The following is a 22,614-nucleotide window of genomic DNA, read 5'->3' on the forward strand; positions in this document are numbered from 1 at the left end:
GAAGTTAAAAATATGAAATATTATATTGGACTCGATATTGGTGGCACGACGATTAAATATGGCCTAGTTGATGAAACTGGCAAAATCCTTGAAAAAGATGCGGTTAAAACCAGCATTAAAGGTGAAGAGATCCTCAAAAACATTGCCACAATTGTTAATAAATTTACAGCAGAAAAAACCATTACTGCGATTGGTGTGAGTGCCCCTGGGATTGTTCAAAAAGATGGTTTCATGACCACTGGTGGCGCAATTAAAGATTTCTTCGGGATTAACCTGAAACAAGAAATTGAAAAACGCACCCATATTACGACAACCGTTGAAAATGACGCCAATGCGGCGGCCTTTGCGGAACAGTGGAAAGGCAATGCGGTTGGTTTTCATAGTTATTATTGCATGGTTGTCGGCACTGGAATTGGTGGCGGGATCGTCATTAACGACCAAATTTACCGTGGTGGTCACGGAATGGCTGGCGAGTTAGGGATGATGTCCGTCATGAATGTGAATAACGATCAAAATCTGGAGCTTAACAGTTTGAGTTTTACTGGTGCAACTGTGTTTGGTCTTTTAAATTACTACAACAAGCATAGCGGCAAACCAGAAGTGACTGATGCGCGTGTTGTCTATGATTTGGCAGATAAGAACGACAAAATGGCGCTTGAAAGCCTAGACTTCTTCTATACGGCCCTCGCTAAAGGGATTATTAATTTGATGGTGGCAATTGACCCAGAAATTGTCTTAATTGGTGGTGGCATTTCTGCTAATCCGAAATTTATTGATGGTTTGCATGCTAAAATTGCGGATATGAAAGCCCGTAATTCAGATGTCCGCGATTTGACCTTTGCGGAAGTGAAACCTGCTAAACTACGAAATGATGCTGGTATAATCGGGGCTGTTTACCGCGCAATTCAGGCTGGCAAATAGAAAAAAACGCAAAAAAATAAACGTGTTTTGCAAGCTTTCTTGATGTTTTCATTTTCGACCAATTTTCCCAAGAAAATAGGAAATTGTGTTAAAATGTAAGTGTAAACATTAACAAGGAGGTCCGATCGAATGAAATTGGATTTTTCAGTTGCGGTGCACAGTTTGTTTTACTTGGAAGAGAACAATCCACGAAAGATTGCTAGCCGAGAATTAGCCGCTTCGTTGGATCTAAACGCCGTGGTCATTCGTAACATTTTATCCGTCCTCCATAAAAAAGGGTACATTGAGGGATCAGTAGGAAAGAATGGCGGTTATCAGTTAAAAAGAGCACTAGCAGATATTAATGTGGGTGAATTATATGACCTGACGATTCCGCCTACAATAAGTTATGCGCGGTTCATCACGGGAAAATCTGAAGGGGTCAATCAGGCAGATCCTATTTCTGATAATATGTCAGAAACACTAACCGATTTGTTTACTCTTGCAGATGATCAGTATCGCTCGTTCTATCATCGCTTTACCTTAGCGGACCTGAAACAAGATTTATATCATCATGGATATTTTAAACAATTAGTCAAAAAAAATGATAAGTGAGATGAGTTTTCTATGGATTATTATGATCAACATGTACATACAGACTTTTCATTTGATTCAGATGAAAAAATGGCTGCATATTTAAAACTCGCTGGTGACAATTTTGTTAGCACTGAGCATTTAGATTTCAAAGCAAAAGACGACAAAAGCGGGGATGACCTGCTTGATTATGACGCCTACTCGCGTGAGATTAATCGTTTAGAAAAAGAAACTGGGAAACACATTTTTAAGGGTGTGGAGATCGGTTACTTTGCCGGACGTGAAAAAGAGATGCATGCTTATCTAAAACAACACGATTTTGACATTAAATTGTTGAGTTTCCACCGAAGTGCTGAGTATGATTTTAGTGACAGTATGGTATCGACGATGGATCCATTGATGGTCACGGACAAATACTATCGGTTAATGTGGAAGGGCATTAATGCTTTTCACGATGCTGATGTGTTAGCCCACTTTGATTATGGTGTGCGTAACCTTAATTTAACTTCAGGGATGTTTGAAACAACGGCCGGTGTGTTGTTAGCTAACATTTTGAAGTTAGCTGTCCGTTATAATATGGCGTTTGAGTTGAATACCACTAGCATGTATAAGTATCATAATATCGGGTTGTATGATTATGCAGTTGAAATTTACAAACAACTTGGTGGCAAACGATTCACAATTGGCTCAGATGCACATGATAGTAATCAGTATATGCGTAACTATGAAAATGCGGTTGATATGTTGAAGGCTCATGATATTCATCATGTAAATGTTTATCGCAAGAACGCAATGATCATTGTGCCGTTGGATGATGTAGACGAAGGAATTAAGTACTAAAATTTAAGCAATAAGGGATTGAAAATCAGTTTTTGATTTTCAATCCCTTATTTACTGTTTTTGTTTCGGAGAGATTTTTAAAAAATGTTTTCATTTAGGATATGATTAGGTCATAAATTTTTCCTAACTGAAAGCTGTATATTTGTTCACTTACAAAATATTGTACTTTAACCGAAAACGATACGGTTCGCATTGCGCTGTTGATACAATTTAGTTAAACTAAAGAATGTGATGCAAGACGTAGATTTGGTTTAAAGGGAGCCAGCGATGAATGAATTTTGTTATTCATCTAAACTAACAGATAATGATAGAATTTGGAATTATTGAGTATCTCGTTGAGAATTTTGCATTGATTTTTATTGTTTTAAGTACAAATGCTTATCTAAATCATAATTTCAGGCTGAAAGTAGTCGTTTTAAATTTTGTTGTCAGTGTTTTTTGCGCATTTTTAAGTATGATTTTGGAAGATGCTGCCTATCTACCACTAGTTTTAGGGGTAATTATTATTGAAATGATCAGGCAGAGAAAATTGAAAATTGATCCCAGATACATCAATACAATGCTAATCAGTGTCATTATTCAAATAATCTTAATCTCCATTAGTGGATACATTAGTACGACAATTTCGTTGTGGACAAACCATTTTCATTCCATTAAGTCACTTTCGAGTGTCGGTGGTGTACTGGTATTTCAGGATATAACGATTGATTTACTTTTTACCATTCTCTTATTCATTTGGGTTTATCGACATCATGCTTGGTGGCGTCATTTGGTGGATCAGATTGAAGATTTAGGATTATCCACCCGGATTTGTGGGGTGTTAATGATGATTTATGGTTCTATTCAAACGATTTTGATTATTAGCGATATTCAAAACATTACGGCGATCATTCAGGCAGCTAGTATTGTAATTTTTATGCTAATTATTCTTTTGATGGGTTGGCAAATGCAGGTTTTTATCAAAACGTATGCTGTGCAACAGAATATGAAGGATGAAGGAATCAGAAATCAGCAATTACATGATTATTTGGCTAGTATCGAACAGCAGTATACCGAGTTGCGTCAATTTAAGCACGATTATCAGAATATTATACTTTCAATGACGGAACTGGTGAAAAACGATGATCAAACAGAATTGCGGGAGTATTTAAACGAATTAAAAAATAAAAAGCATTTAAATGGTTCGCTAAGTAAAGTTAGTATTGGTGCGCTGGATCATCTAAAAAATGAAACTCTGCGTGGATTGATCATTCAGAAATTTTTTGAAGCACGCAAACAAAAAGTTGAATTAGATTTGGAAATTGAACAAGATGATCTCTTGATCGAAAAACAACTTGTCGATATTGTTAGGATTGTGGGTGTCTTGCTGGATAATGCAATTGAACAGGCTAGTAAAATGCCCGACCAGAAGGTGACCTGTGCGGTTATTAAAACAGATGATACAGTTGAAATTTCAGTGGAAAATTCTGTTGAATTACCGTTTGATATTCAAACTATTTTCAAGTTGGGTTATTCCTCAAAAGGATCAAATCGAGGCTTGGGTCTGGCAAATGTCAAAGAGTTGGTTAATCAAAATGCAAACTTTTATTTGGACACACAGTTGATACAACAAAAGCTGCGGATCACTTTAATTATTACGGGGGAGAAATAAGTGTTTTCAATCTATTTACTAGAAGATAATCTTGAACAACAAGCGTATTATGCGAAAGTTATCAAAAATACCATCATGATTAACAATTATGCAATGAAGTTGGTTTGTGCAACCAATGATGTTGAAAAGTTAGAAAGCAGTATCCTGGATCAAGAGCAGGGACTGTTCTTTTTAGATATGGAAATTGGATCGCAAACAGATGCCGGATTAAAACTAGCTAGTAAAATTCGACAAAAGATGCCCTTTGCTCAAATTGTGTTTATCACAACTCATGATGAACTGGCCTTTTTAACGTTAGAGCGAAAAATTGCACCATTGGATTATATCTTGAAAGATAAAACGCTTGAAGGTATTAAAAGTAAAATAATCGAGGATATCAATTTAGCGCGGGCTCAGTACGTTGAAGCACTGTATCATCAGCAAAAACTATTCGGCTATCGAATCGGATCGCGTTATTTTTCCGTCCCGATGAACGAATTGGTGATGCTATATACGGTTAAGGAACGACCAGGAAGTGTTACGATGATTGCCCAAAATCGGCAGGCTGAATTTCCAGGCAATCTCAATAATCTAGAAGAAAAATATACTAATTTATTTCGCTGTGATAAAAGTTATTTGGTTAATTTAGATCATGTGACAAGTTTTGATGCGCAAGCCAGACAATTACAGTTTAATCAGGGATTAGTTTGCAAGGTATCATTTCGCAAGGCCCGGGATTTGACTAAATTGATGAAAAATCATGTATCTTAAAAAGGATTTACAGTATAAAACTGTAAATCCTTTTTTTTACGTTAACCATTGAAATTGGTACGTTTATTTTTTATTTACTCACACCAGACCGTTTGACTATATACTATAAACATCTAAAAGAGTGTAATTTAAGAGAGCGGAAAAAAGGTTAAGAAAGGGGTGTTAACATAAAAGCAGATAATAAAACCTTAAGTATTATAGAATGGGGACTGTTTATGGGCGGAATTCAGATTGCAAATCACGAATAATTGGGCACGCTGCCATTGTAACATCTTCAAAATATGTGATGGAAATGCCGGGGGTTGAACCACGGAGCTTGGCACAGTTCAAAAAAAAGGCTTTTTTTATCGCAATACAGGTAAAAATAGATTTGTGTATGTTTATCGAATAAAAGCACATCCACATTACGCAGATGCTGCATCGACATATGCATACAAATACATGTATAAAAAGGATAATCCCACATACTTTATTTCTACAAATTTATATCATAAGTCTCCGAGCTATTGTTCTAAGTATGTTTATTTATCATATTGGTTAGGAAGCAACTAAGTCAGCTCTAATTTCCTATAAAACAAACACTCATATTGTGACTCCACACGGACTAACCGGCAATTTTAAAGGTTCTTTCAAACCAACTAATATTCATAAAATTACTTCTTATTGAGGCGAAACATGAAAATAAAAAAAATTATCCTTTCCATAATTACATTTATACTTGGTAGTTATATATATCTATCAGGTGCAGCATCTACCATAAATGATGAACCAGCACGAACGGCATTGTTAGCAGGCTTATATTGGATTTTTGTGGCCATTGCTTTATGGTTCTTCAAACCAACTTGGCCATTCTTTTTTAACGATACGATTATTGTTGGAGTTACCGTTATTATAACTCAGTATCTAATTTTAAATGTCGATATTTTGTTACCTATTCAAATTGTTGTATTACTAATCATTGTAATTTTTAGGTTGCTTAAATGGATTTAAAAGTGTGAAATCCAAAAGAATAGTTGATTGCTATTGTTGAATAAATTGAGAATTTAAAGGAATCAAAAAGTAATTAGATGATGTTGATGAGGGTTTGTTACTTACGTTAATCTTTGAAAAATGTACGTTAATTTTTTATTTTCCTATGTTAGGTCGTATGAATATACAATATATTTATAGAAAATTTCTAAAACAACAAATAGAAATTGGTCAACAACAATTTTCAACTTCATTGAAGTTCAGCATGCATAAATAATGAGCATGTAAACTGATAGTTGCTGGAATGTAAACTACTGGCTTCTGTGCAATCAACTTATTTACTGGCATAATTATTTTTGTTGATTTAGTAAAATTAAGATTCACATTTTATACAACGCGAGATAAGTATCCAAGCTCTGGGGGGAGTTAATAAAAATTCAATCTGAATGTGTGACAATGAAAACTGGTCATATACGAGGTTGGGATATAAATAAGAGCTGGTAGTCTTTTACCGGTTCTTATTTTTTCGTAGGTATTGAAAAAAAGTGAAACAAAGCTGTTTACCATATGCAATACAAAATATGGCGTATTTTAGATCGAGAAAAGCCGAAAATAGCAGAGTTTTGATTGAAAGCGCAAAACTATGGACAGTCATAACGTTAACAACGATTGTTTGGGATGCTTTGTGCTACGGTCATGTTTTTTGGTGGGGAATCTTGATGACTTTGCTGAACTTTTTGTTGAGCTATCTGCTTGTTAGCAGAATGAGGTTATCAAGTGAGTTAATTGTTTTGCTGGTGCTGGTCCAAGTTATTACCCGACTAGTATTTAGGGTGTAGATTTGCATATCAGAGTATTTGGGGGAGATTAAATGTTAAGGAAAATAGAATTAGTCCGATTATTAAAACGCTGAGAACTTTATGTTGCTTTGGCAAAGGTAGCATTATTTTCATTAGACCTCTTAAAAAATTAATCTATTGTTGTTATACTGATTAATGGAGAAAAACATGGGTAAGACAACTATATTAATTTGAGGAGATCTAAAAATGAATGTCGATGATTTGATCGAAAAATATCCAGAAGTAAAGACCATGAAGGACTTGAAGCCTTTTTTTTGGCGAAATCCAGACTATGGGAAAGATGCTAAACTTTCAGTTGGAATTGAGGATATCTTTGATGCAGAAGCGCGTTTTCACCGTTTCGCACCTTATTTTGAGGTCGCTTTTCCAGAAACTTTAGCTACCCAAGGAATTTTGGAATCGCCATTGGTTGACCTGCCAGATATGAAAGCTCGCCTAAATGAAACATTTACAAATAAGATTGAAGGTAACTTATATTTAAAGGCAGATAACTATTTACCAATTTCTGGGTCTATCAAATCTCGTGGTGGTATTTACGAAGTTTTGAAGTTTGCCGAAAAAGTTGCCATCCGTGAAGGTGGTCTAATTTATGCAGATAACTATGCTGTATTGGCCAGTAAAAAATACCATGATTTGTTTTCTAAATATGGGATTGCAGTTGGTTCAACTGGTAACTTGGGTCTTTCAATTGGAATTGTGGCCCAGAAATTAGGCTTTCGGACTTCTGTTCATATGTCGGCTGATGCCTCAAAGTGGAAGAAAGACAAATTGCGTGCCTTTGGTGTAAATGTCGTGGAGTACAATGATAACTTCACACATGCGATTACAGAAGCTCGTAAGATGGCAGCTGAAGACCCAATGACTTACTTTATTGATGATGAAGGCTCATACGATTTATTCTTGGGTTATTCAGTAGCTGCTTTGCGTTTGCAAGCCCAATTGAAGTCACAGGATATCAAAGTTGACAAGGACCATCCTTTATTTGTTTACCTACCAGCTGGAGTTGGTGGCAGCCCAAGTGGGGTTACCTTTGGCTTGAAGAAGGTCTTGGGTGAACATGTGCATGCAATTTTTGCAGAGCCTACTCACATTCCGTCCGTGACGTTGGGGATGGTAACTGGTTTAAACGATAAAATTTCCGTTTATGATATTGGGATTGATGGGACTACCAAAGCAGATGGTTTGGCTGTTGGTCGTGCTTCACGAATTGCTGGTAAAAACATGCGAACTTTGTTGTTAGGAACGGCAACTTTCAAGGACGAAGAAATGATGAAAGATGTTGCACGACTATATGATACAGAAAAGATTGGTTTGGAACCTTCAGCAGCCGCTGGGTTCTCAATTATGGATCAATCATTAGGCGAATTGGCAGCTGATTTTCCATTGAAGAATGCTAATCATATTGTTTGGGCAACTGGTGGTAGCATGGTACCAGAAGATGATATGAAACATTATCTTGAAGTTGGCCGTGAGGAATTAACTAAATAAATAGAGTTTAAGGATCAGTTTGAACTGGTCCTTTTTCTGTACAATATAAAGGTAAATATCTTAGGCTAATGCATGGCAGTTACTTTACCAGTAGCATAGATAACATATGTTGTGTTAGTAGCGTTACTAGTTTCAGAAAAATAAATTGGAGAACTAATACCGACTGTACCGTGCATTGTTATCCATCCTTTGTTACCGTATAATTTAGTGACACGAGCCTCTGCTTGCTGGGCGTTTTTTATAGGTTCCCAATTTAAAGGTTTGTTATCATTTGATTTTTCTTCCGCTGTTATTGCTGCTCGCGTTTGATTGAGTCCAGTATTGTTTGAAGAAGCTGAGGATGAACTTTTAGTTTCTGAAGCTGATGTCGCAGTGGCCTTTTTTGCAGCTGTATGATGTACATTTTTACTGTTGGCGGTTGTAATTCTTTTAGAAGAACTAGTTTTAGTGCTCTTCGATGAATTTATCTTTTTATTGCTAGCTTTACTTGTATGAGCTTCTGAATGAGATGAAGAAACCTTTGCGGAATTATTTTTTTCACACGCAGAAAGTGATGAAAGTAAGGATATACTGATTATAAATACAATTAATTTTTGCATAATAGCCCTTCTACATTATATGTTTTTATCTAATCATAGCATAAATTAATTAGCTGTTTTATATTTATTAAGTAATGGAGGAAATGAAATGGGATTGTGGTTACTCTTAGCGTTATTTATCATTGCCATCGTATGTGGAGTTATGGCAACTAAACAGAGAAATAAGAATCGGCCATTGGCAATTGTGCTCACCGTGATAATGGTCATAGCGTTAGCGGTTGTTCTTTATTTAACATAATAGAGATTAACTTATTTAAAGAAATATAACTATGAAAAGATATTTCTACAAAATGTTTCTAAAAATGAACTTATTGAACTAGATATCAGTTCTATTTCCAAAAGGGTCATATCAATGAGTGAAAAAATTTCAAATTCCAAGGTATTAAAGTATGTTCTCTATTTCGCGGTGTTTTGTCTTATAGCAGGGCCTTGGTTAACAATCTTATGGCAAGAATTTGGAATCGGTGTTGAAGAACTGGAATTTTAAGAATCGGGACATACTTTGAGCTTTTACCAAGATTTCAAGGTAACTTTTTTAAAAGACTATTGGGAGCTTTATTAACTCTGTAGAGATTGTTTATGTATTCGTAATATTAGCGTTATTTAGAGTTTAATTTGGGAGATGATTTAGATGGGCTTTTGGGTTTTGCTTGCTGCATTTATTGTTACGATTATTTGTGGATATTATGCTTATAAGAAACGAAGTACCAATAAGCGGTTGGCAAGAATATCTGCTATTGTGGCGTTAGCGGCACTAATTATTGTAATTTATTTAGTTTAAAATAAGTTGATTGAAAAACACATTCTGAAGTTAAATCTGAACTTCAGAATGTGTTTTTATTTTTGCTAAATATCAACGCGCGTTATACTGAAGGGGAAGTGTAACAGAAAGGTAAGGCGGTTTACATGGCAATTCAACATAAAGAAACGATTCCCGATAACATTGAAGTAATTGGGGCGCATGTTAATAATTTAAAAAATTTGAACGTGACAATTCCGCTAAACGCATTTGTAGCGATTACGGGAAAATCAGGATCAGGAAAATCCTCACTAGCGATGGGTGTTCTTTATGCTGAAGGGGCCCGCCGTTATTTAAATTCTCTTTCAACCTATACGCGACGCCGGATTAGTCAGGCTGGCAAAGCTGATGTTGATGAAGTGAAGTATTTGCCCTCTGCATTGGCGTTAAGGCAACGACCAACCGTTCCTGGCGTTCGTTCAACTGTTGGAACAATGACAGAGAGTTTAAACGTTCTGCGTCTGATGTTTTCACGATTAGGTTCGCATGTTTGTCCCAATGGGCATCGTGTGCCACCAACTTTAGAAGTTGCAGAAAATATGGGCTACGTAATTTGTCCGACTTGTGGAGTGAAATTCATGGCACCCGGTGCAGAAAGTTTTGCGTTCAACTCAGAAGGTGCCTGCCCAACTTGTAATGGTGTCGGTAAAGTCCGCCAGATTGTAAAAAGCCGGTTGATCCCTGATGAAACGAAAACCATTCGTGAGGGGGCGGTGGCTTCATGGCGATTGCCAGGCCGTAATTTTATGATTTATGTGGCTGAACAGATTGGGATTCCAATTGATACGCCATTTAATCAAATGAGTGCGGAAGATCAAGAAATGGTTTGGCATGGTGAAAATAAAAAATATGCGATTAACATTCCATCTAAAACGGGCAAGATTTTCCATATGGACAACGCGCAATTTGAGAATGCCTATTCGGCGGTTGAAGATAGTTTAGCGACAACAACCAATGAACGAGCAATCAAACGGCTCAATCGATTTTATTCATTTGATATTTGCCCAACGTGTCATGGAACGCGTTTTGCGCCCAAATTATTAAACACAAAATTAGTGGATAAAGATATTTCTGAAGTTTCAAAAATGACCATCACCGAATTAACCCAATTTATGCCTAAAATTGTGCCGTGGTTACCAGAAACGATGCACGAACTTGGCGCTAATTTGGTAGGTGAACTTCAAGATAGTGTTCAGCCTGTTTTAGACTTAGGACTGGATTATTTAACCTTGGATCGAGAGGGCGACACCTTATCAACCGGGGAATTACAGCGTATTCAACTCGGGCGAACTTTACGCAGCCAAACGACCGGGGTGCTTTATGTTCTTGATGAACCATCTGTTGGGCTACATCCAGCCAATGTCAGTGGCTTAATTAAGATTTTGCATCAGTTAGTTGCGCAAGGAAATTCATTAGTAGTTGTTGATCATGACACGCGGATTATTTCGGCTGCGGACTATGTGATTGAGATTGGCCCAGGCGCCGGTAAAAACGGGGGTACAGTTGTTGACCAAGGAACAGTTTCTACTATTAAGCAGAGCCCGCAATCGCTCATTGCACCATTTTTAAATGGAACAGCGCAATTATTGGTTAGAAAGCAGGTTCCGAAAGCTAAACTGTTTGATAAGGGCGATCTAACGATTGGTGTGTCTGATCGATATAATCTGCATAATGTCGTCGCTCATTTCCCCAAGGGACGGCTCAGCGTTGTGGCAGGATTTTCAGGTGCTGGGAAGACAACGCTGATTTTAGATAGTTTAATTCCAGCAATTAAAGCGGCGATTAAAAAAGAACCATTACCAGCCCACATTAGTCAGTTAGACCGCGCCCATATTCATCGGGTGGTCATGGTGGATTCGGTACCAGTCGGGAAAAACGTCCGTTCTACAGTCGCAACTTATTCTGGAATTTTGGATACGCTCCGGGCTTTATTCGCTGATACTCCGGAGGCAAAACAACGGAAGTGGACCGCCAGCAATTTTTCTTACAATGTGGCTTCAGGGGCTTGCCCGAACTGTAAGGGGACCGGCACAATTTCACTGGATATTCAGTACCTGCCAGACATGGTAGAAACTTGTCCCGTTTGTCACGGCAAGCGATACAATGATGAAACATTGGCGGTAAAATGGCACGGCTATACCATTGCCGATATTTTGGCGCTTAATGTAGAGCATGCCTTACCAATTTTTAAAGGCGTGCCTGCAATCAAATCAATTTTGGAAAAACTTGATGAAATGGGATTGGGATATCTTGTATTAGGTGAGAGTACGCCAATTCTATCCGGTGGTGAAGCACAGCGTTTGAAGTTAGTTTCACAAATGGGCCGGAAACAAAGCGGGACATTATTTGTGTTTGATGAACCATCTGTAGGGTTACATCCACTTGATATTCAAACGTTGATTCATGTGTTTGATCGGTTGATTGATCAAGGAGCTACAATTATTATCATTGAACATGATTTGGACGTGATTGCGAATGCAGATTATGTGGTCGATCTTGGGCCAAAAGGTGGCCAATTTGGTGGAAAAATCATTGCCGCCGGTACGCCAAAAGAGGTGGCAAATACGCCTCAAAGTGAGACGGGAAAGTATTTGAAACCGCACTTTGAGTTGTTTCAGTAAAATGTAAGTTAGACTTTCATATGGGTTATAAATAATATTCTGCTTATGAACGTTATAACTATACTGGATATTTTGATAGAAAGATGCTATGCTTGGGGTAGAAATAGAAAAGGCTTTCATATCAATATTCTTACTGGAGGAATAACCTATGCGAATTAACAAGAATGATTTAAACGATGTATTGAGCTCAGAACATGGCCCGTTTATCACGATGATTGTGAATAACCCTGCTGATTTAAAAGAGATTCAGCACACAAAAATCACTTTCAAAAATTTGTTGAAGGAAGCAAAAGATAAGTTAACAAAATTGTTTCCTGAAGTTGATCACGAGGCCTACTTAAGTCGTTGGAGTATTTATGGTGATGATAGTAGTTTCTGGTTGGATGATGCAGGCGAAGCAGTGGTTTTAATTGGTGATATGGACAAGGTACAGACATTCCAGCTTTCCGGAAATTGTGTTAATCAAGTTTCCGTTTCACGTCAACCTAATGTGTTGCCAATTATCCAGGAGTTACAGCTTAAATTTGAGTACTTATTAATCGGACTTAATCAAACGTCATTTAAGCTTTATCGCGGAAGTGGGTATGACCTAGAAGAAATTACGCTTGGTGAAGATGCGCCGCGAACATTGAAGGAAGCACTTGGCGATAATGAATTAGTCGGTGGTGAGATGTCGTTTCGTGGAGCTTCCAATCATGGGGGCGATATTGCGGTGGCTTATCATGGGCATAACGAGAAGAGCCAAGAAGTTACTAATGACCAAATTAATTACTATAAGATGGTCGATTCGTATGTGACAAAAAATTATGCGCATCCGGAAGGTTTGATGACGATTGTGTTTGGGTTACCTGAAAATCAGGCACGTTTCCGTCAGGTCACTAAGAATAAGAATCTATCACGTCATTTGTGTGTTGAAGAATCACCTAATGGCTCAAAAATTGATCAATTAGAAAATAAGATGCGTCCAGTTGTACGGAAATGGTTTGAAGGAATTATGGATGTGCAAAAGCAGCGTTATGAAACGGCGAAAGATAGGAATAAGGCAACGAGTGATATGCGTGAGTTGGTGCGCTGTGCGGTGGCCGGTCAAATTGATACGCTGTTTGTAAGAAATGACACAACGGTGGTTGGCATGATTGATGAAGAGGGCAAGTTGGATACAGAAACGACGGAGGCCCAAAATAATAATCTTGTGAACGATATTGTGGATAAAACGATGCAGACAGGTGGAAGGATCGTCTTGCTGGATACGGAAGATATGCCAACCGATAAAGTGGCGGCGGGAATATTGAGGTATTAGAAATAAAGTGAGCGAAGAAAAGCGCTAAAAGACACTAAATAAGTGCACCGGTGCGGGATCACCATCCCGCGTGAGGTGTACTTATTTAGTGTCTTTTGCTTTTCTGAGCTGTCCTCAGTCTCGGCGGATAAAAAGAGGCAACGAGCAAGGTGACGGAGGCAGGATTGCAATCCTGCTGTGAGTCATACTTATCCGCGCCCTTTTGACTTGTCGAGCTGTCCTAAATCTCAGCGGAGAAAAAAAGGCAACGAGCAGCACCGGTGCGGGATTGCCATCCCGCGTGAGGTGTACTTATTTATTGTCTTTTGCTTTTCTGAGCTGTCCTCAGTCTCGGCGGCAAATATTTGAAATGCTAGTTAGTTAAATACAAAATCCTCATTGCGTTCGTTTCCTAATAGTCCGATAATTAGAAGCATGAGTTTTAAATACGGGAAACACTAAACGGGGGATGCAAGTATGAGCAAATCAACACGAGGAATTTTGTACGCGTCAATTGGGGCTATTTGTTGGGGGATTTCAGGACCGATTGCGCAGATTCTATTTGCTGATTACCACATGAAATTAACTTGGTTAATTGGATCCAAGATGTTTTTTGGTGGATTATTATTACTTGCATTTGGGATGCTTCAAGCAAAACAACGACCAAAGCTATTTGCGATTTGGCACGATAAAAAGGCGATTATTCAATTACTTGTTTTTACCATTTTTGGCATGACTGCTATGCAAGCTGTTTACTACAAGGCAGTGGCAGTTGGAAATGCTGCTACGGCTACTATTCTACAGTTTTTAGCGCCGGTCTTTATTGTCGTCTTCACAATCGTGCGTTATAAAAAGGTGCCACGACGCGGAGATGTTTGGGCCATTGTTGCGGCTTTGGTCGGAACCTATCTCTTGATTACGGGCGGGAATCCAACGTCTTTGACTATTTCGCCAGCAGCCTTATTTTGGGGTGTGGTAACGGGAGTGGCCGCGGCTGCTTATGTTTTGTTGCCGGATAAAATACTGGATCAATACGGATCTTTGACCGTTTCTTCATGGTCAATGGTGGTTGGTGGCGCGTTGTTCATGTTTATTCAGCCAGCATGGCGTGATGTGCCAAAATTTGACGCGGCCGGCTGGGCAGGATATTTGTTTATCGTCATTTTTGGTTCCGTCATAGCCTACTTTATTTATCTAGCCAGTTTAGCCTACATTTCTGCAACTGCCACTGGTTTATTGGATGCTTTTGAGCCGTTATCAGCAACGATCGTATCGGTAGTGTTTCTAAACTTAAAGTTTGGTTTGATGGAAACAATTGGGACCATCTTAATCTTAAGCACCGTGTTTATCTTGGCAATTGCCAATCGCCATTCTGCGTAAACTAACGAAAATTTGAGTTTTCTAGCAATAGTTGTCTTTTTTAGAAAAGAGACTAAAATAGAATTTAATGAAAGCGTTTTAAACAGCTCTCTGGGGGGATAACATGTTAGTGAAATTTGTTAGTAGTGATAAATCTGTAAAATGGCAAGGGTTCGATTAAGCTAATTTCATATATTGTTGTTGTGAAATACTCAAGGTTTAATTGAAAGATTGGTGAAGAAGATGCATGAAATTCCAAAAACGGCTTTTGCTAAAACAGGTAATTATAAAAAAGAAAAAGTAGCTTATATTAAAGATTGTTTTACATCAATGCGTATTTTAATTAATGACCAAATTTTTCCACAGAGTCAGAAGAATTCAGATAAAAAAAGTCATAAAGTGGTTAGAGAACTGTTTGGACTGGTACTACCAGAAACGGTGAAGTTTGATGACACTGGAATGCAGGTGATTGGTAAGGATAAGGAAGTAGTTGCGACCACGAAATCAAGTGATATTCAATACATTCAATTTGGTGTGATTCGCAAAATGTCTACCTATTTGGCACCTGGTTTTTATTATGAATTAGCGATAACAATCGGAATAGACAGTGGTAATTATTATTTGTTAAATGATGATTTTGCGGTTTATGAGCAATTAAAGGCTTGGTGTAACCAGCAAAACATCTCGCTTGAAGATCCGTTTGAGTTAGAGTCTATCACGGGCGAACCTAGCACGTGGAAAAACGATCTTGATAGTACATTTGTAGATAAAGTTGCTAAAGCAGAAAAACTGAATTATCCAGAAGAAGTTCAAACCAAATTTTAATTGAAAGATTGGCAAAGAAAATGCATGAAATTTCAAAAACAGCTTTTACTAATAGTAGTATGTATGTGAAAGATAAAATTCGGTATGTTAAGAAATGTTTCACACAAATACGTATTTCGTTCGATGATCAAATTTCTCCGCGTAGTTCAATAAATTCAGATGCGGGAAATCATAAAATCGGTAGGAAAGTATTTGGGGAAAAAGCATCAGAAGAGGTTAATTTTATTGATACAGGGATTCAATTAATCGACAATAACAAAAAAGTGATTGAGACCACAAAGACAGCAGATATTCAGTATGTTCAGTTTGGTGTAATTCGAAGAATGACTACTTTTGTTGCACCCAGTATTCATTACGAATTATCAATAACAATTGGAACTTCGGCTGGCAATTATTATCTTTTAAATGAAAATAATAATCTTGAGATTTATAAACGCTTAACAGCTTGGTGTGAGGAACAAAACATCTTGATTGAAGATCCATTTGATTTGGCTTCTGTTACCACCGGTCCTGCTACTTGGACAGAACTATTTGATGGAATATTTGTTACTCAAGTGGCTAAGGCAGTCAATTTAAATTATCCGGAAGAAGTTCAAACTAATATAAAATAAGTGCCCATTTTAGGAATAGCGAAAGTGAGCACTTTTGTTTGTATATTTGGGTTGGTTTTTTACATTGTGTAGTGTTATGTTTTAGACAAGCAACAACGATCGTGTGATAAATAATATTGCTTAAGTGAGTTAGAGGAAATTATTGATGAGATATCGAAATCTAAGGATACCAATCTATTTTTGTGTTTGGATGGGGTTAAATATTTTATGGGCTTTGCGAGCCGTTTCGTACCCGACCGTTGAATCCACTATGTTGGTCGGCAAAGGAATGGTGTTAAATTTTGTGCCTCTTGCGGGAATCACAGTACTTTTGTTGATGACCTTATTTAAGTGGCGTCCGATTAATCTGATTGCGTTGATATTTTTGATTTTGGCAACTATAACTGCAAAACCACCAATATATTTACTTCCAGTCGCAATGTTTGGCGTAGTATTTGTGCTGATTTGCGATGCCTATTTAACGGTGATCATCTGCAATCAGGATCGACCTGCTAAATATGTAAACCAAATGGCCGTTATAATTGGGGTCCTATTTTGCCTTTGCTTGTTATCTCCCAAGCTGAGTGCCCGCTTGGCCAGTAGTAGTTATGCAGATCCGTTTGCCGCTGCGAAGGCTGAAATTGTTTTGACTGATAGTAACATAAACCAATTAAAGAAAAATAAGCTGACTATTGTTACACCAAAGCAGTCAAGAATTTCTATAAAAGGTGTTGGTAATATTAGCTTTAAGATTAGACGGTTTGGTACTTTTTATGTTTCGTATGCTGATTATAAGTACAATTGGAAAATTTGATTTTTTAGATTCTGATAATAAAGAGCCTCTTCTGTAGCCAACATAATGGATACAGAAGAGGCTCTTTGTGTTTAATTCAGTAAAAACGCTACAGACTGATAGGGTTGAAGTTCAATCTGTTTCTGAAGTTCAATTGCATTATCATAATTTGAAATTAATACTGTACTATTTTGTTCGCATAGCTTGTCTGGTAATTCCACAGTTGTCGATTTTCCGTAGAAGTTGTTTAAGACAATCAAGGTCTGGTCTTGATAATTTCTTAAGTAAGCAAAAACTTGTTTATTATCAATCATTAGCGGCTTGAAATCGCCTTGCGCAATAATTGGCTGAGTTTTTCGCAATTTAATTAGTTTTTGATAGTAAGCAAAAATTTCTCCGTGTGCAAATTCATCTTTAACATTTACTTCATCCTGATTGGTGGGCATTAACCAAGGCTTATGAGCTGAAAAACCAGCATATTTGGAATTATCCCATTGCATGGGGGTCCGACTATTATCCCGTGATTTAGTTTTAATAATTTCAAAAGCCTCAGCTGCAGATTTACCAGTGGCTAAAAGTTCTTGATAAGCATTTTGACATTCCACATCTACATAATCACTCATTGAAGTGTAATCCGGATCGCTCATCCCGATTTCTTCCCCCATATAGATATATGGAGTTCCTCGCAATAAATGCATCGTTGTTGCCAACATTTCTGCTGATTTTGCCCGGTAATGAACAGGATCACCAAATCGATTAATCGCGCGGGGTTGATCATGATTATTCCAGAAAAGGGCATTCCAACCACCGCCTTTGGCCATGCCAATTTGCCACTCGTTTAGGATTTTTTTGAGCTTCATGAAGTCAAATGGCGTTTTTGTCCATTTCTCACCATTTATATAATCAACTTTTAAATGATGAAAAGTGAAAACCATCGTCAATTCGTGGTTACTGGGTAAAGTGTACTCAACACTATTAGCAATCGATGTTGACGACATTTCGCCCACGGTAATCGCATCTGGATCTTGCCCAAAACTTGCTTGATTCATTTCTTTTAGATAATCTTGAACGACTGGTGTATCAGTATATAGAGACTTGCTGGCCACACCAACCGGAGCGTCGATTAGTTCTTTTTTTTTCCCCGTGACGTTGATTACGTCGAAGCGGAAACCATGGACTCCCTTTGATTGCCAAAAGTTAATCACTTTATAGAGTTCTTGACGAACGATAGGATTATGCCAGTCAAGGTCGGCTTGAGTTGGGTCATAGAGATGTAAATAGTACTTTCCAGTTTGACCGAATTTGCCCCAAGCTGGGCCGCCAAATTTAGAATCCCAATTTGTTGGTAGATCCCCATTGGGCTTCGGATCCCGAATATAATAAAAATCTTGGTATTTTGTGTCGCCAGCCAAGGCTTTTTGAAACCATTCATGAGCTGTAGAAGTGTGATTTAAGACCATATCTAGCATAATTCCAATATGATGTTCTTTTAATTTTTGAGCTAGTTCTTCAAAATCGGCCATGGTGCCAAAACGAGGATCAACTTTATAATAATCTGCGATATCATAACCGTTATCATTTTGTGGAGATACAAAAAAGGGATTAAACCAAATCATGTCAATGTTAAGTTTGGCAATGTAAGGAATTTTTTCAATAATCCCGCGAAGATCCCCGATTCCGTCACCGTCACTATCATAAAAAGATTTTGGATAAATTTGATAGATTACTTTGTCTTGAAATGACATATTTAAACACTCCTTAGTTAATTTTTTGACGGCGGGCAAAATCAACAAAGCTAAATTTGTCGGGCCGGTGGATGGATTCTGTAAATTGGAAGAGAGTTGTGTCTTCTAAATAGGTTTGACTGCGGACAACAACTATATCTTGTTGTTCGTTTAGCTCAAGCAATTTAGCTTCTTCTTTAGTAGGATGCTCAACTGTGATGGTCTTGGTTGCGTAGCTAATGACTAAACCAAGCTGGTTTTCAAAATAGTCATATAAAGAATCGGCTGCTACCGTTTGAGAAATCTCAGGGACAATATTTTTTAAAATATAATCGCGATCTAAAACAATGGGTTCGTTGTCAATTTTTCGAAGCCGTTCCACATAGGTTGCCTTTAGTGGGGTAGCTGATTGATAATCAAAGTTTTCGAGTGGCACATGCTGATCTTCAATGCATAGAACTTCGGTACTGGAATTCATGTGTTGAGACTTGTTTAGTTCTTTAAAAGAAGTAATGCCAGAAACTGGAAAATTAAAGCGCTGCAGGTTCAAAACAACTGAACCTTTCCCCCGAATTTTCTGGATAAAACCGTTTGTAAGCAACTCTGATAATGCTTTTCGGATTGTTTCACGAGATGTTCCATATAGTTCAGATAACTGAGTTTCACTAGGAAGATAACTACCAACCGGATAGATATGATGAATGATTTTGTCTGCTAAATCATGATAAATGGCGTTAAATTTATTTTGCATAACTACTCGCCTCCTAAAGCGCTTTCATCATATCATAAAATTACAAGTATAGACAAGATAAAAAGATAATATTTTAAAATACCATGCATTTAAAAGCCGATAAATAAGCAATTAAAAAAATAAGCACTTTAAATTTGACAACATGTATATACAGGATGTATGATGACACCGTTAACAAGAAAGCGCTTAATTTTAAAGCCAAGTTTTATTATTCAGTTGGGAGGTAATGGAAATGTTTGGATTTGGAAAAAAGAAAAAGGTGGCTGATGATAATTCAGTTTACGCACCAGTAACTGGACAAGTTATCGACTTGAGTGAAGTCAGCGATCCAGTTTTTGCACAAAAAGCGATGGGGGAAGGCCTTGGAGTAAAGCCTAGTGACGGACACATTGTGAGTCCGGTGGCTGGAACAGTGACGATGGTTGCCAGCACAAAACACGCGTTGGGATTTACGATGGCCAATGGCATGGAAGTTTTAATTCACATGGGTGTTGATACTGTCGATTTGAAGGGCGCTCCATTTACGATTAGCGTGCAACCTGGTGACATTGTTAATGGTGGGGATGATATTGCCACCATTGATTTAGATCAGGTTCATGAAGCTAAGTTAGATGATGTGATTATTGTGGTCTTTCCGAATTCTGCTGATAAATTAGATCATTTGGATGTATCTACAGGACAAACTAAAGCCAAAGCTAAGATTGGGACTGTCACAGTTAAAGCATAATAAAGGGGGTATTTAAAATGGCAAAGGATTATACAAAGCTTGCTTCCGACATTATCGAGAATGTTGGTGGCAAAGAAAATATAAAAAGTCTGATTCATTGTATTACGCGTCTGCGGTTTTATTTAAAAGATGAAAGCATTGCAAAAGACGATGTGATTCAAAACTTTGAAGATGTCATTACCGTGCGCCATGCACAAGGCCAATACCAAGTTGTAATTGGTGCTGCAGTTACTGAAGTTTATGATGCAGTGATTGCACAAATTGGACAAGAATATGCGGATCCAGATGCAACAGCGGCGATTGTAGCGGAAACATCAGCTGCGGCTAAAGGTCCTGACAATCGAAGCTTTAAGGATAAAATTAAAGACGGTTTTAATTCCTTAATTGGGGTTATCACGGGTTCAATGATGCCTGTCGTTGGTTTATTGGCAGCGAGTGGTATTCTTAAAGGATTACTCCAAATGGCCGTGGATTTTCACTGGACGACTGCAACATCACAAACTTACATTATTATCTCAGCAATGGGTGATTCTGCCTTTTACTTCTTACCAATTATTGTTGGGTTTACGGCTGCCAAAAGGCTTAAATCGGATCCAATTATAATGGCTATTATTGGTGGGGTGTTAGTTTATCCGTCATTATTTGCAATTGCTTCCGGAACCAAAACAACGGGTACTTTATTAGGAATGGCCTTGAACACGAATCTGTTTGGCCTGCCAATTCACATGGTAAATTACACGTACAGTATTTTTCCAATCATTGCGGGGGCATGGATGGCCCACTACATTGAAATTTGGTTAAAAAAATGGATTCCTCAAATTCTCCAAATGATTTTTGTGCCATTATTTGAAGTTATTCTTGTATCAGCAATCATCATGATCGTTGTGGGACCTGCGATTACCTTAGTAAGTACCGGAATTTCATGGCTATTAGATGCAATTTTGAAATTCAATTATCCAATTGCCGGAGCAATCATTGGTGGCTTCTATCAAAGTTTGGTTATCTTCGGATTACACTGGGCGATTGTGCCATTGATTGCAAACGATATTGCATCTAAAGGATACAGTTATTTAAACGCGATTGTTTCAATGACAATGGTTGCTCAAGGTGCTGCAGTTCTAGCAATTTTCATCAAATCAAAAAATGCATCTATTAAAGAACTTTCTGGTGCTGCTACAATTTCAGCCTTTGTCGGAATTACGGAACCTTCCATTTACGGGATTAACTTGAAATACGGACGGGCATTCTTGACGGCTAGTATTGGTGCCGCGGCCGGTGGCTTAGTTTCCGGACTTTTGAATGTAAACATGTACGGATTTACCGGATCAATTATCGGATTTCCTTCCTTCTTCACCCCTGCTAAATTTGGTGGTGGGATGAGTAATGAAATTAATTTCTGGATTGCAACGGTGGTTACGTTAGTTGTTGCGTTTGGGTGCACATGGGCATTTGGATTCAAAGATGCCGATGTTGCAGCTCAAAAGGAAGTTGTTCGTCGCAAAACAATTGGTAAAAATGCTTAATAAATAAATTTTAAAAATAGTGAGTGCTCTTTGAAAATACAGAACACGCACTATTTTTATTTTCAGAAAACGATTTTCACTACTTGTCTAAAAAGCGATTTTGGAGTATCATCAAACTTATTCAGAATATTAAAAAATGCTGTGAACAGATGAGTACGCAAGAACGGAAATTACAGAGAGCTAGGAATGTTGAAATCTAGTGGGAAGTTTTTGCTGAAGATGGTCTGGGAGCGTTGTGGCTCAAGAAAATTTAAAGCCGCGGGTTTAAAAGCCCTTATGAATTAAGGAACGTGTTTGCGTTCAAATAAAGGTGGCACCGCGGTCAAACGCCCTTTACTTCGTTTTTGAAGTAGAGGGCGTTTTTTATTTTTAGTAATAAAAATTAAAAAAATATTGGTATAGGGAGAGAAGCTTATGAATAAGAAGCAAGGTATTTCAGTAAGAACAGTGGTAGCAATTGGGATTGGGACGGCAATTTTCTTTGTCTTGATGCGTTATATTCCGATTCCAACCGGAGTTCCAGATACAAATATTAATTTGGCATATGGATTTTTAGCATTAATGGGTGCAATCTTCGGACCAGTAGCTGGGGGATTAATTGCCTTTCTCGGTCATATGTTTAATGATTTAACATGGGGCGAGCCTTGGTGGACATGGATTGTTGCCGATGGTATTTACGGAGTCCTATTTGGATTAACTAGAAAATACTTGAATATTGAAAATGGTGATTTAACAAAACGTAAGTTAGTTTTCTTCAACATTTACCAAGTAATCATCAGTATTGTTGTCTGGGGAATTATTGCACCAACCGGCGATGTTTTGGTATACTCAGAACCAGCTTCCAAAGTTTATTTACAAGGAATTACGTCGGTTATTTGCAATGCACTTTCAGTCGGAATTTTAGGGACAATTTTATTGGTGGCTTATGCCCGGACCCGTTCCAAGAAAGGCAGCTTAAAGAAAGAGTCATAA

19 protein-coding genes, 1 pseudogene and 1 other annotated feature are annotated in these 22,614 nt (G+C 37.8%); of the genes and pseudogenes, 17 read left to right on the forward strand and 3 right to left on the reverse strand.

Features of this window, described 5'->3' with window-relative positions; translation table 11 throughout:
- The first annotated feature begins 12 nt into the window (after positions 1-12).
- From ACLHK8_RS07145 to ACLHK8_RS07175, 7 genes are all read left to right on the forward strand, one after another.
- The gene (locus ACLHK8_RS07145) at positions 13-921 is read left to right on the forward strand and encodes an ROK family protein (RefSeq protein WP_063696502.1); all 909 of its coding nucleotides are present in this window, start codon (positions 13-15) and stop codon (positions 919-921) included.
- A gap of 129 nt (positions 922-1,050) precedes the next feature.
- A complete protein-coding gene (locus tag ACLHK8_RS07150; protein WP_057774271.1) occupies positions 1,051-1,515 on the forward strand; it encodes an RrF2 family transcriptional regulator in 465 nt (154 codons plus the stop codon).
- A 12-nt stretch (positions 1,516-1,527) separates the two neighbouring features.
- Complete coding sequence (locus ACLHK8_RS07155) at positions 1,528-2,334, forward strand: PHP domain-containing protein (protein WP_057774268.1); 807 nt, start codon at positions 1,528-1,530, stop codon at positions 2,332-2,334.
- 349 nt (positions 2,335-2,683) lie between these two features.
- Positions 2,684-3,985 carry a sensor histidine kinase gene (locus tag ACLHK8_RS07160; protein ID WP_063696504.1) on the forward strand — a complete coding sequence of 434 codons (1,302 nt, stop codon included), beginning with the start codon at positions 2,684-2,686 and terminating at the stop codon, positions 3,983-3,985.
- The gene (locus ACLHK8_RS07165) at positions 3,986-4,735 is read left to right on the forward strand and encodes a response regulator transcription factor (protein ID WP_057774263.1); all 750 of its coding nucleotides are present in this window, start codon (positions 3,986-3,988) and stop codon (positions 4,733-4,735) included.
- Between the two features lie 675 nt (positions 4,736-5,410).
- Complete coding sequence (locus ACLHK8_RS07170) at positions 5,411-5,725, forward strand: hypothetical protein (RefSeq protein WP_057774262.1); 315 nt, start codon at positions 5,411-5,413, stop codon at positions 5,723-5,725.
- 1,025 nt (positions 5,726-6,750) lie between these two features.
- Complete coding sequence (locus ACLHK8_RS07175) at positions 6,751-8,052, forward strand: D-serine ammonia-lyase (protein WP_057774259.1); 1,302 nt, start codon at positions 6,751-6,753, stop codon at positions 8,050-8,052.
- A 65-nt stretch (positions 8,053-8,117) separates the two neighbouring features.
- On the opposite strand, the gene ACLHK8_RS07180 is transcribed toward ACLHK8_RS07175, so the two are convergent.
- Complete coding sequence (locus tag ACLHK8_RS07180; RefSeq protein ID WP_057774257.1) at positions 8,118-8,651, reverse strand: hypothetical protein; 534 nt, start codon at positions 8,649-8,651, stop codon at positions 8,118-8,120.
- An 88-nt stretch (positions 8,652-8,739) separates the two neighbouring features.
- On the opposite strand from ACLHK8_RS07180, the gene ACLHK8_RS07185 reads away from it, so the two are divergent.
- The 8 genes from ACLHK8_RS07185 (at position 8,740) to ACLHK8_RS07220 (ending at position 16,938) form a co-directional block, all read left to right on the forward strand.
- Positions 8,740-8,889, forward strand: a complete 150-nt coding sequence (locus ACLHK8_RS07185; RefSeq protein ID WP_156486305.1) for a hypothetical protein — start codon at positions 8,740-8,742, stop codon at positions 8,887-8,889.
- Between the two features lie 393 nt (positions 8,890-9,282).
- Positions 9,283-9,432: a hypothetical protein gene (locus tag ACLHK8_RS07190; protein WP_156406528.1), complete on the forward strand. Its 150-nt coding sequence runs from the start codon at positions 9,283-9,285 to the stop codon at positions 9,430-9,432.
- Positions 9,433-9,557: 125 nt separating this feature from the next.
- Positions 9,558-12,071, forward strand: coding sequence for an excinuclease ABC subunit UvrA (locus ACLHK8_RS07195; protein ID WP_057774254.1), 2,514 nt, complete (start codon positions 9,558-9,560; stop codon positions 12,069-12,071).
- Positions 12,072-12,219: 148 nt separating this feature from the next.
- Positions 12,220-13,371: a hypothetical protein gene (locus tag ACLHK8_RS07200; protein WP_063696507.1), complete on the forward strand. Its 1,152-nt coding sequence runs from the start codon at positions 12,220-12,222 to the stop codon at positions 13,369-13,371.
- Between the two features lie 456 nt (positions 13,372-13,827).
- A complete protein-coding gene (locus tag ACLHK8_RS07205; RefSeq protein WP_057775360.1) occupies positions 13,828-14,730 on the forward strand; it encodes a DMT family transporter in 903 nt (300 codons plus the stop codon).
- A gap of 222 nt (positions 14,731-14,952) precedes the next feature.
- Entirely contained in the window at positions 14,953-15,534 is a 582-nt protein-coding gene (locus ACLHK8_RS07210) for a hypothetical protein (RefSeq protein WP_063696509.1), read from the forward strand.
- A gap of 20 nt (positions 15,535-15,554) precedes the next feature.
- Positions 15,555-16,145, forward strand: a complete 591-nt coding sequence (locus ACLHK8_RS07215; RefSeq protein ID WP_156486306.1) for a hypothetical protein — start codon at positions 15,555-15,557, stop codon at positions 16,143-16,145.
- 145 nt (positions 16,146-16,290) lie between these two features.
- On the forward strand, positions 16,291-16,938 hold the full coding sequence (locus tag ACLHK8_RS07220; protein WP_063696511.1) for a hypothetical protein: 648 nt from the start codon (positions 16,291-16,293) through the stop codon (positions 16,936-16,938).
- Positions 16,939-17,009: 71 nt separating this feature from the next.
- On the opposite strand, the gene treC is transcribed toward ACLHK8_RS07220, so the two are convergent.
- Together treC and treR are read right to left on the reverse strand one after the other, a co-directional pair.
- Positions 17,010-18,662: an alpha,alpha-phosphotrehalase gene (treC, locus tag ACLHK8_RS07225; protein ID WP_057775352.1), complete on the reverse strand. Its 1,653-nt coding sequence runs from the start codon at positions 18,660-18,662 to the stop codon at positions 17,010-17,012.
- Between the two features lie 13 nt (positions 18,663-18,675).
- On the reverse strand, positions 18,676-19,392 hold the full coding sequence (gene treR / locus ACLHK8_RS07230) for a trehalose operon repressor (RefSeq protein WP_063696513.1): 717 nt from the start codon (positions 19,390-19,392) through the stop codon (positions 18,676-18,678).
- Positions 19,393-19,624: 232 nt separating this feature from the next.
- Here treR and ACLHK8_RS07235 point away from each other — a divergent pair.
- A pseudogene (locus ACLHK8_RS07235) lies at positions 19,625-21,642 on the forward strand (glucose PTS transporter subunit IIA).
- A gap of 132 nt (positions 21,643-21,774) precedes the next feature.
- Positions 21,775-21,979, forward strand: a binding site (T-box leader).
- Between the two features lie 77 nt (positions 21,980-22,056).
- Entirely contained in the window at positions 22,057-22,614 is a 558-nt protein-coding gene (locus ACLHK8_RS07240) for an ECF-type riboflavin transporter substrate-binding protein (RefSeq protein WP_063696515.1), read from the forward strand.

It is taken from the genome of Pediococcus sp. M21F004, assembly GCF_051122535.1.
GTDB lineage: Bacteria > Bacillota > Bacilli > Lactobacillales > Lactobacillaceae > Pediococcus > Pediococcus inopinatus.

Bases quoted from the DNA above. Each gene is read 5' to 3' on its own strand.
- ACLHK8_RS07145 (WP_063696502.1), top strand. From the start codon at position 13: ATGAAATATTATATTGGACTCGATATTGGTGGCACGACGATTAAATAT.
- ACLHK8_RS07150 (WP_057774271.1), top strand. From the start codon at position 1,051: ATGAAATTGGATTTTTCAGTTGCGGTGCACAGTTTGTTTTACTTGGAA.
- ACLHK8_RS07155 (WP_057774268.1), top strand. From the start codon at position 1,528: ATGGATTATTATGATCAACATGTACATACAGACTTTTCATTTGATTCA.
- ACLHK8_RS07170 (WP_057774262.1), top strand. From the start codon at position 5,411: ATGAAAATAAAAAAAATTATCCTTTCCATAATTACATTTATACTTGGT.
- ACLHK8_RS07175 (WP_057774259.1), top strand. From the start codon at position 6,751: ATGAATGTCGATGATTTGATCGAAAAATATCCAGAAGTAAAGACCATG.
- ACLHK8_RS07180 (WP_057774257.1), bottom strand. From the start codon at position 8,651: ATGCAAAAATTAATTGTATTTATAATCAGTATATCCTTACTTTCATCA.
- ACLHK8_RS07185 (WP_156486305.1), top strand. From the start codon at position 8,740: ATGGGATTGTGGTTACTCTTAGCGTTATTTATCATTGCCATCGTATGT.
- ACLHK8_RS07190 (WP_156406528.1), top strand. From the start codon at position 9,283: ATGGGCTTTTGGGTTTTGCTTGCTGCATTTATTGTTACGATTATTTGT.
- ACLHK8_RS07195 (WP_057774254.1), top strand. From the start codon at position 9,558: ATGGCAATTCAACATAAAGAAACGATTCCCGATAACATTGAAGTAATT.
- ACLHK8_RS07200 (WP_063696507.1), top strand. From the start codon at position 12,220: ATGCGAATTAACAAGAATGATTTAAACGATGTATTGAGCTCAGAACAT.
- ACLHK8_RS07205 (WP_057775360.1), top strand. From the start codon at position 13,828: ATGAGCAAATCAACACGAGGAATTTTGTACGCGTCAATTGGGGCTATT.
- ACLHK8_RS07210 (WP_063696509.1), top strand. From the start codon at position 14,953: ATGCATGAAATTCCAAAAACGGCTTTTGCTAAAACAGGTAATTATAAA.
- ACLHK8_RS07215 (WP_156486306.1), top strand. From the start codon at position 15,555: ATGCATGAAATTTCAAAAACAGCTTTTACTAATAGTAGTATGTATGTG.
- ACLHK8_RS07220 (WP_063696511.1), top strand. From the start codon at position 16,291: ATGAGATATCGAAATCTAAGGATACCAATCTATTTTTGTGTTTGGATG.
- treC (WP_057775352.1), bottom strand. From the start codon at position 18,662: ATGTCATTTCAAGACAAAGTAATCTATCAAATTTATCCAAAATCTTTT.
- treR (WP_063696513.1), bottom strand. From the start codon at position 19,392: ATGCAAAATAAATTTAACGCCATTTATCATGATTTAGCAGACAAAATC.
- ACLHK8_RS07240 (WP_063696515.1), top strand. From the start codon at position 22,057: ATGAATAAGAAGCAAGGTATTTCAGTAAGAACAGTGGTAGCAATTGGG.